Here is a 6423-nt window from a genome sequence, read left to right on the forward strand (position 1 = left end):
CTATCGCTCCTTGGCTTAGCTACGGAACGGCATCCCGAAGCCGTCGAGGAGGGCTTTGGCCTCCTCGTCGGTGGACGCCGTAGTGGAAAAGATGATGTCCATTCCCCGAATGCGATCGACCTTCTCGAAATCCACCTCGGGGAAAATGATCTGCTCGGTAACGCCCATGGCGTAATTGCCCTGACCGTCGAAGGAATTCGGGTTGAGCCCCTGGAAATCCCGCACGCGGGGAAGCGCCACCTGGATAAAGCGGTCCAGGAACTCATACATGCGCTCCCGGCGCAGGGTCACCTTGCAGCCCACCGGCATGCCCTCGCGGATCTTGAAGCCCGCAACGGATTTGCGTGCGGTGGTGACCATGGGCTTCTGGCCGGTGATGTTGGCTAGCTCATTCATGGCGTTATCCAGGGCCTGACGGTCGCGGGGGGCATCGCCGACCCCCATATTGACCACGATCTTGCTCAGCCTCGGCACCTGCATCGGGGTCCGGTACTCGAACTCCTTCAACAGCTGGGGCGCTACTTCCTCCTGATAACGCTGTTGCAGCCGGGCTTCCATGACTGCTGCCCTCCTAGCTGTCCAGAGACTCGCCGCAGGTGCGGCAGATGCGCACTTTGCGACGGTCTTCCAGGGTCTTGATTCCGACGCGGACGCCCCTGTCGCAGGTGCGGCAGTAGGGGTTCACCTTGGACAAATCCATGGGCGCCTCGCGCTCCTGGATGCCGCCGGCCACCCCCGCCTGGGGATTCGGCCGGACGTGGCGCTTGACCATGTTGGCGTTGGCCACGACGACCCGGTTGTCCCTGGGCAGCACCCGCTGAACGGTGCCCCGCTTGCCAGCGTCTTTGCCGCTGCGGACGACAACATCGTCGCCTTTCTTAACTCGTTCCATCTCGGCCTCTCCCGGGGCTTTACAGCACTTCCGGTGCCAGGGAAATGATCTTCATGAAGTTCTGGGCACGTAGCTCGCGTGTCACCGGACCAAAGATCCGGGTGCCGATCGGCTCCAATGAATCATTGAGCAGCACCGCGGCATTGCGGTCGAAGCGGATCACCGAGCCGTCGGAGCGACGAACGCCCTTGGCCGAGCGCACCACCACGGCGTTATAAACCCCGCCTTTCTTAACACGCCCTCGTGGCGCCGCTTCCTTGACGGTTACCTTGATGATGTCGCCAATATTGGCGAACCGCCGCTTCGACCCGCCCAAGACCTTGATCGTCTGGACTTCGCGGGCCCCGCTGTTGTCCGCGATCCCCAGCCGGGTTTGCATCTGGATCATCGACGTCTCTCCCTACAGGTCCCATGCGCGGGCGCATTGCGCTGCGCTCGAAGGCCCTGGCGATTGCGCTGTGCTCAGACCTGGACGGCTTTCTCCAGGACCTCGACCAGGCGCCAGGACTTGGTCTTGGATACGCGGCGGCACTCCTCGACGGCAACATAGTCCCCATCGCCGCAGGCACTTTCGGGATCGTGCACGTGCAGCTTGCTCGAGCGCCGGACGTACTTCCCGTACAGGGGATCCGGTCGCCGGTAGTCGACCCGCACAACCGCCGTCTTGCTGCCCCGGGTGCTGACCACCACGCCGTTCATGCGACGCTTGTTTGTTTCCTGAGCCATTATTCCGCCGCCTTACGCTTCTCGTTCATAACGGTCTTGATCCGGGCGATGGCCCGGCGAACCTGCCGTATTCGGGAGGTATTCTCCAGCTGGCCGGTGGCGTGCTGGAAACGCAGATTAAACTGCTCGTCGCGCAGGTCTTGGAGCTGCTTCTCCAGCTCGCCGCCGCCCTGGCCGCGAAGCTCTTTGGCGTTGTCTGCCATGATTCGACCCTCCTAGTTGCCCCCGCCGCGGGTAATAAAGCGGGTCCTCATCGGCAGCTTGGCCGCCGCCCGGCGCATAGCCTCGGCGGCCACGTCCTCAGGCACCCCTTCCAGCTCATAGATCACCCGGCCGGGCTGGATCTGGGCCACCCAGTACTCTGGGTTACCTTTGCCCTTGCCCATGCGGACCTCGGCCGGCTTTTTCGATACCGGCTTGTCCGGAAACACCCGGATCCACACCTTGCCCCGGCGCTTGATGTGCCGGGTAATGGCGATACGGGCGGCCTCGATTTGCCGGCTGGTCAACCGGCCCCGTCCGGTCGCCTTGAGGGCAAAGGAGCCGAAGTTAACCTTGTCCCCGCGTCTAGCCAGACCGCGGTTCTTGCCCTTTTGCTGCTTGCGGTACTTGATCTTTTTGGGCTGTAGCATGCCTTGCGCTCCTGTGGCCCTTAACCAGCCTGGGCCTGGGCCTGGCTTTGGCTCTCGGTGTCCACCTCCTGCTCCTCAAGGACCTCGCCCTTGAAGATCCAGACCTTGACGCCGATGACCCCGTAGGTGGTCTTGGCCTCGGCCAGCCCGTAGTCGATGTCGGCTCGGAGGGTGTGCAGGGGCACACGGCCCTCGCGGTACCACTCGGTCCGGGCGATTTCGGACCCACCCAGGCGGCCGCCGGCAGAGATCTTGATGCCCTGAGCGCCGAGGCGCATGGCATTGCCCACGGCGCGCTTCATGGCCCGCCGAAAGGAGACCCGTCGTTCCAGCTGTTGGGCCACGTTGTCGGCCACCAAGCGGGCATCGGTCTCGGGCTTGCGAATCTCTTCAATATTGATGTGGATCTGTTCCGAAGAGAGCTTTTGCACCTCGCTCCGGAGCTTCTCGATGTCCTCGCCCTTTTTGCCGATCACCATGCCGGGCCGGGCGGTGTAGATGCTGATGCGGGCATTGCGGGCCGGGCGCTCGATAACCACCCTGGAGATCGCCGCGTGCTTGAGGCGCTTCTCGATGTAGTTGCGGATTCGGATGTCCTCGGCCAATTGGCCGGCGTAGTCACTGCGCTCGGCCAACCAGCGGCTGTCCCAATCCTTGACGATGCCCAGGCGCATGCCGGTCGGGTGGACTTTGTGTCCCATGCTCGCGTCCCTTCTATGCCTGCGCCACGACGATGGTGATGTGGCTCGTGGGCTTGTTGATGGGGGTGGCCCGGCCCATGGCCCGGGGGCGGAACCGCTTCAGGGTCGCGCCCTCGTCGACGAAGGCCTCCTTGACCACCAGCCGGTCCACGTCCAGCCCTTCATTGTGCTCGGCGTTGGAGATCGCCGAGTCCAGGGTCTTGCGGATGTAGTGGGCCGGCTTGCGGCGCTCGAAGGTCAGGTACTCAAGGGCCTGCTCGACGGTCTTTCCGCGGATCTGATCCACCACCAGCCGGGCCTTGCGCGGTGATAGCCGCACCGACTTGGTGGAGGCCCGCGCTTGGAGCTTTTCCTCACTCATTACCGACGCGCCTTCTTGTCTACCTTATGCCCACGGAACAAACGGGTGGGGGCAAATTCCCCGAGCTTGTGGCCGACCATGTTTTCGTTAATCGCCACCGGCACATGCTGGCGGCCGTTGTGCACGGCGATGGTCAGACCGATCATCTCGGGCGTAATGGTCGACCGCCGCGACCAGGTCTTGATCGGCTTTTTTTCGCCGGCCACCGTTGCCGAATCCACCTTCTTCAAAAGGTGGTCGTCGACAAACGGGCCTTTCTTGATCGAACGAGGCATTCTCGCGACTCCCTGTTACCGCTCGGGCCTATTTCTTGCGGCGCCGGACGATAAGCTTATCGGTGCGCTTGTTATTACGGGTACGATGGCCCTTGGTGGGCTGTCCCCAAGGCGTCACCGGATGACGGCCGCCCTTGGTGTGGCCCTCACCGCCGCCGTGCGGGTGGTCCACCGGGTTCATGGAGACGCCGCGAACCTTGGGACGCCGCCCCCGCCACCGGCTGGCTCCGGCCTTGCCGATGACCTGATTGGCGTGGTCGCGGTTGCTTACCTCACCAATGACCGCGCGGCAATCCACGCTAACCCGGCGAACCTCGCCGGAGGCCATGCGGATCTGAGCGTCGCGGCCCTCGCGCGCCAACAACTGAGCGCTGGCACCAGCAGCTCGGGCAATCTGGCCGCCCTTGCCGGGCCTGAGCTCGACATTGTGGATCACGGTCCCGGTGGGGATATTCCGGATCGGAAGGCAGTTGGCCGGGCGAACGGGGGCTTCGTCGCCGGAAACAACCTCATTGCCAGCCTTCAGGTTGCGAGGAGCGACAATATACCGCTTTTCACCGTCCGCGTACACCAGCAAAGCCAAATAGGCAGTGCGATTCGGATCGTACTCCAAACGCTCGACTCGGGCGGGCACGCCATCCTTGTTCCGCCTGAAGTCGACGATGCGCTGGCGGCGCTTGTGGGCCCCGCCGCGCCGGCGAACGGATATGCGGCCGGCGTTGTTGCGGGCGCTGGTCCGTTTGCCCTTGGCTAGCAGGCTCTTCTCCGGCTTGCCCTTGTGCACCGACGGCTCGTCTACCGTGATGCGGTAGCGGCTGCCGGGGCTGGTAGGCTTCCGCTTTTTGGTACCCATTAGGGGCTCCTGCTTTTTATTCCGCGCCGAAGAAGTCGATGTCCTGGCCTTCGGCCAGCCGGACGTAGGCCTTTTTCCAATCGCTTCGGCGGCCCTGGATGCGCCCGAAACGCTTTGGCTTGCCCTTGACGTTGGTGGTGGTCACCTTCTCAACCTGGACCCCGAAACGGTCCTCCACCGCCTTCTTGATCTCACGCTTGTTGGCGCCCTTGGCCACCTCGAAGGCCAGCTGATTGGCCTCGGCGCGCACGCGGGTGGACTTTTCGGTGACGATGGGGCGCCGCAGCACCTGGGTCAGCCGTTCATGATTCATGTCAGGCGCTCCTCCAGCTCGCGCAGGGCGTCCTCGGTGACCACCACCCGGGCGTGCTGCACCAGGGCCAGCGGCCCCACGTTCTGGGCCGGCATCACCGTAACTCGGGGGATATTGCCGCCGGCCCGCGCCGTTTGGGTGTCGTCCGCGGTGGTGACCACCAGGGCGTCGTCGGCACCCAGGGCATCCAGGGTGGTGGCGAGCTCCCGGGTCTTGCCCTGGCTGACGCCGAGATCGGCCACAGCAACGAGCTCCTCCCGGCGCGCGAGTTCCGACAGCAGTGAGCGCATGGCCCCCAGCCGCATCTTCTTGTTGACCTTCTGCGCGTAGGAACGCGGTTTGGGGCCGAAGATGATACCGCCGCCGCGCCACAGGGGGCTCCGGATGGTCCCGGCGCGGGCATTGCCGGTGCCTTTCTGGCGCCAGGGCTTCTTGCCACCGCCGGCTACCTGGCCGCGCGACTTAGCGGCGCTGGTTCCGGCGCGCTGGCCGGCCTGAGTGGCGTTTACCACCTGGTGGACCAGGCCCTCGCGGAATTGGGCGCCGAACACCGCGTCGCTGACGTCGGTGGCGCCCTTTTCCTGGTTGGTCGGGGTCTTCACTGGGATCTGCATTTTCTACCCTTTTCAGCCCTTGACCGCGGGGCGAACCAGTACATCGGATTCCTTGCTGCCCGGAACCGCACCCTTGACGAGCAAGAGATTGCGCTCGCTGTCGACCCGCACTACCTCGAGGTTTTGCTGGGTCGCCTGGCGCCCGCCCATGCGGCCGGACATCTTCTTACCCTTGAACACCCGCCCAGGATCCTGCATCTGCCCAACCGAGCCGGGCTTACGGTGGATCTTGTGGGCGCCGTGGGAAGCGGGGCCACCGCTAAAATTCCAGCGCTTCATGGTGCCGGCATAGCCCCGCCCCTTGGTCAGCCCGGTGACATCCACCACCTGACCCTCCTCGAAGCGATCGGCGGTAAGCGCGCCGCCGGCCTCGGGCAGCTCCTCGTCGCCGTCCGGACGGAACTCCCGGAAGGTTCGCCCCGCCCCGACACCGGCCTTGGCCGCATGGCCGGCCATGGGCTTAGGCGTGCGATTGGGTTTGCGGCTGCCGGTGGTGACCTGGACGGCCGCGTAGCCGTCCGTATCGATGTCCTTGGCCTGGGTGATCCGGTTGGGGGTCACCTCGATTACCGTTACCGGGATGCTTTCCCCGGCTTCGGTAAACACGCGGGACATACCTTTCTTCTTGCCGATTACGCCGATTGCCATTGGTCCATCCCGCTCAAAGCTTGATCTGGACGTCCACGCCCGCCGGCAGGTCGAGCTTCATCAAGGCATCCACCGTCTGATCGGTGGGATCCATGATGTCGAGCAGACGCTTGTGGGTGCGGCTCTCGAAATGTTCCATGCCCCGCTTGTCGACGTGCGGTGAGCGCAGAACGGTGAACTTCTCGACTCGAGTGGGCAGCGGTACCGGGCCTTTGACCCGGGCGCCGGTGCGCTTGGCGGTGTTGACGATCTCGCCGGCCGAGTGGTCGAGCAGCTTGTGGTCGTACGCCTTCAGCCGGATGCGAATCTTTTGTTGCTGTTCGACGGCCATAGCCTGTTAACTCCGGGGGGATTACTCCAGGATCTCGGCGACCACGCCGGCACCGACGGTGCGGCCGCCCTCGCGGA

14 protein-coding genes are annotated in these 6423 nt (G+C 64.3%); all 14 read right to left on the reverse strand.

What is annotated here, in order from left to right; translation table 11 throughout:
* Positions 1-15: 15 nt before the first annotated feature.
* The 14 genes from rplE to rpsJ all read right to left on the reverse strand — a co-directional run bounded on the left by rplE (position 16) and on the right by rpsJ (position 6346).
* Positions 16-558, reverse strand: coding sequence for a 50S ribosomal protein L5 (gene rplE, locus V5A19_RS08115; protein WP_332318656.1), 543 nt, complete (start codon positions 556-558; stop codon positions 16-18).
* 13 nt (positions 559-571) lie between these two features.
* On the reverse strand, positions 572-892 hold the full coding sequence (gene rplX / locus V5A19_RS08120; protein WP_332318657.1) for a 50S ribosomal protein L24: 321 nt from the start codon (positions 890-892) through the stop codon (positions 572-574).
* A gap of 19 nt (positions 893-911) precedes the next feature.
* Positions 912-1280 carry a 50S ribosomal protein L14 gene (gene rplN, locus V5A19_RS08125; RefSeq protein ID WP_332318658.1) on the reverse strand — a complete coding sequence of 123 codons (369 nt, stop codon included), beginning with the start codon at positions 1278-1280 and terminating at the stop codon, positions 912-914.
* Between the two features lie 74 nt (positions 1281-1354).
* The gene (gene rpsQ, locus V5A19_RS08130; RefSeq protein ID WP_332318659.1) at positions 1355-1618 is read right to left on the reverse strand and encodes a 30S ribosomal protein S17; all 264 of its coding nucleotides are present in this window, start codon (positions 1616-1618) and stop codon (positions 1355-1357) included.
* Positions 1618-1821, reverse strand: coding sequence for a 50S ribosomal protein L29 (gene rpmC, locus V5A19_RS08135; RefSeq protein WP_332318660.1), 204 nt, complete (start codon positions 1819-1821; stop codon positions 1618-1620). Before rpmC ends, rpsQ begins: the two co-directional genes overlap by 1 nt.
* Positions 1822-1833: 12 nt before the next feature.
* Positions 1834-2250: a 50S ribosomal protein L16 gene (rplP, locus tag V5A19_RS08140; protein ID WP_332318661.1), complete on the reverse strand. Its 417-nt coding sequence runs from the start codon at positions 2248-2250 to the stop codon at positions 1834-1836.
* Between the two features lie 20 nt (positions 2251-2270).
* Positions 2271-2951 (reverse strand): 30S ribosomal protein S3, encoded by a 681-nt coding sequence (gene rpsC, locus V5A19_RS08145; RefSeq protein WP_332318662.1) that lies wholly within the window; start codon positions 2949-2951, stop codon positions 2271-2273.
* 13 nt (positions 2952-2964) lie between these two features.
* The gene (gene rplV, locus V5A19_RS08150; protein WP_332318663.1) at positions 2965-3312 is read right to left on the reverse strand and encodes a 50S ribosomal protein L22; all 348 of its coding nucleotides are present in this window, start codon (positions 3310-3312) and stop codon (positions 2965-2967) included.
* On the reverse strand, positions 3312-3587 hold the full coding sequence (rpsS, locus tag V5A19_RS08155; RefSeq protein WP_332318664.1) for a 30S ribosomal protein S19: 276 nt from the start codon (positions 3585-3587) through the stop codon (positions 3312-3314). The genes rplV and rpsS overlap by 1 nt, the downstream gene beginning before the upstream one ends.
* Before the next feature lie 28 nt (positions 3588-3615).
* Complete coding sequence (gene rplB / locus V5A19_RS08160) at positions 3616-4440, reverse strand: 50S ribosomal protein L2 (RefSeq protein ID WP_332318665.1); 825 nt, start codon at positions 4438-4440, stop codon at positions 3616-3618.
* A 16-nt stretch (positions 4441-4456) separates the two neighbouring features.
* A complete protein-coding gene (rplW, locus tag V5A19_RS08165) occupies positions 4457-4753 on the reverse strand; it encodes a 50S ribosomal protein L23 (protein WP_332318666.1) in 297 nt (98 codons plus the stop codon).
* Positions 4750-5367, reverse strand: a complete 618-nt coding sequence (gene rplD / locus V5A19_RS08170; protein ID WP_332318667.1) for a 50S ribosomal protein L4 — start codon at positions 5365-5367, stop codon at positions 4750-4752. The genes rplW and rplD overlap by 4 nt, the downstream gene beginning before the upstream one ends.
* Positions 5368-5379: 12 nt before the next feature.
* Positions 5380-6015, reverse strand: coding sequence for a 50S ribosomal protein L3 (rplC, locus tag V5A19_RS08175; RefSeq protein WP_332318668.1), 636 nt, complete (start codon positions 6013-6015; stop codon positions 5380-5382).
* Positions 6016-6028: 13 nt separating this feature from the next.
* The gene (gene rpsJ, locus V5A19_RS08180) at positions 6029-6346 is read right to left on the reverse strand and encodes a 30S ribosomal protein S10 (RefSeq protein ID WP_332318669.1); all 318 of its coding nucleotides are present in this window, start codon (positions 6344-6346) and stop codon (positions 6029-6031) included.
* Positions 6347-6423 lie beyond the last annotated feature (77 nt).

Origin of the sequence: Thiohalorhabdus sp. (genome assembly GCF_036628635.1) — a bacterium.
Taxonomy (GTDB): Bacteria; Pseudomonadota; Gammaproteobacteria; order Thiohalorhabdales; family Thiohalorhabdaceae; genus Thiohalorhabdus.

Bases quoted from the DNA above. Each gene is read 5' to 3' on its own strand.
- rplE (WP_332318656.1), bottom strand. From the start codon at position 558: ATGGAAGCCCGGCTGCAACAGCGTTATCAGGAGGAAGTAGCGCCCCAG.
- rplD (WP_332318667.1), bottom strand. From the start codon at position 5,367: ATGCAGATCCCAGTGAAGACCCCGACCAACCAGGAAAAGGGCGCCACC.
- rpsQ (WP_332318659.1), bottom strand. From the start codon at position 1,618: ATGGCTCAGGAAACAAACAAGCGTCGCATGAACGGCGTGGTGGTCAGC.
- rpsC (WP_332318662.1), bottom strand. From the start codon at position 2,951: ATGGGACACAAAGTCCACCCGACCGGCATGCGCCTGGGCATCGTCAAG.
- rpsS (WP_332318664.1), bottom strand. From the start codon at position 3,587: ATGCCTCGTTCGATCAAGAAAGGCCCGTTTGTCGACGACCACCTTTTG.
- rplW (WP_332318666.1), bottom strand. From the start codon at position 4,753: ATGAATCATGAACGGCTGACCCAGGTGCTGCGGCGCCCCATCGTCACC.
- rplV (WP_332318663.1), bottom strand. From the start codon at position 3,312: ATGAGTGAGGAAAAGCTCCAAGCGCGGGCCTCCACCAAGTCGGTGCGG.
- rpmC (WP_332318660.1), bottom strand. From the start codon at position 1,821: ATGGCAGACAACGCCAAAGAGCTTCGCGGCCAGGGCGGCGGCGAGCTG.
- rplB (WP_332318665.1), bottom strand. From the start codon at position 4,440: ATGGGTACCAAAAAGCGGAAGCCTACCAGCCCCGGCAGCCGCTACCGC.
- rplC (WP_332318668.1), bottom strand. From the start codon at position 6,015: ATGGCAATCGGCGTAATCGGCAAGAAGAAAGGTATGTCCCGCGTGTTT.
- rplN (WP_332318658.1), bottom strand. From the start codon at position 1,280: ATGATCCAGATGCAAACCCGGCTGGGGATCGCGGACAACAGCGGGGCC.
- rpsJ (WP_332318669.1), bottom strand. From the start codon at position 6,346: ATGGCCGTCGAACAGCAACAAAAGATTCGCATCCGGCTGAAGGCGTAC.
- rplP (WP_332318661.1), bottom strand. From the start codon at position 2,250: ATGCTACAGCCCAAAAAGATCAAGTACCGCAAGCAGCAAAAGGGCAAG.
- rplX (WP_332318657.1), bottom strand. From the start codon at position 892: ATGGAACGAGTTAAGAAAGGCGACGATGTTGTCGTCCGCAGCGGCAAA.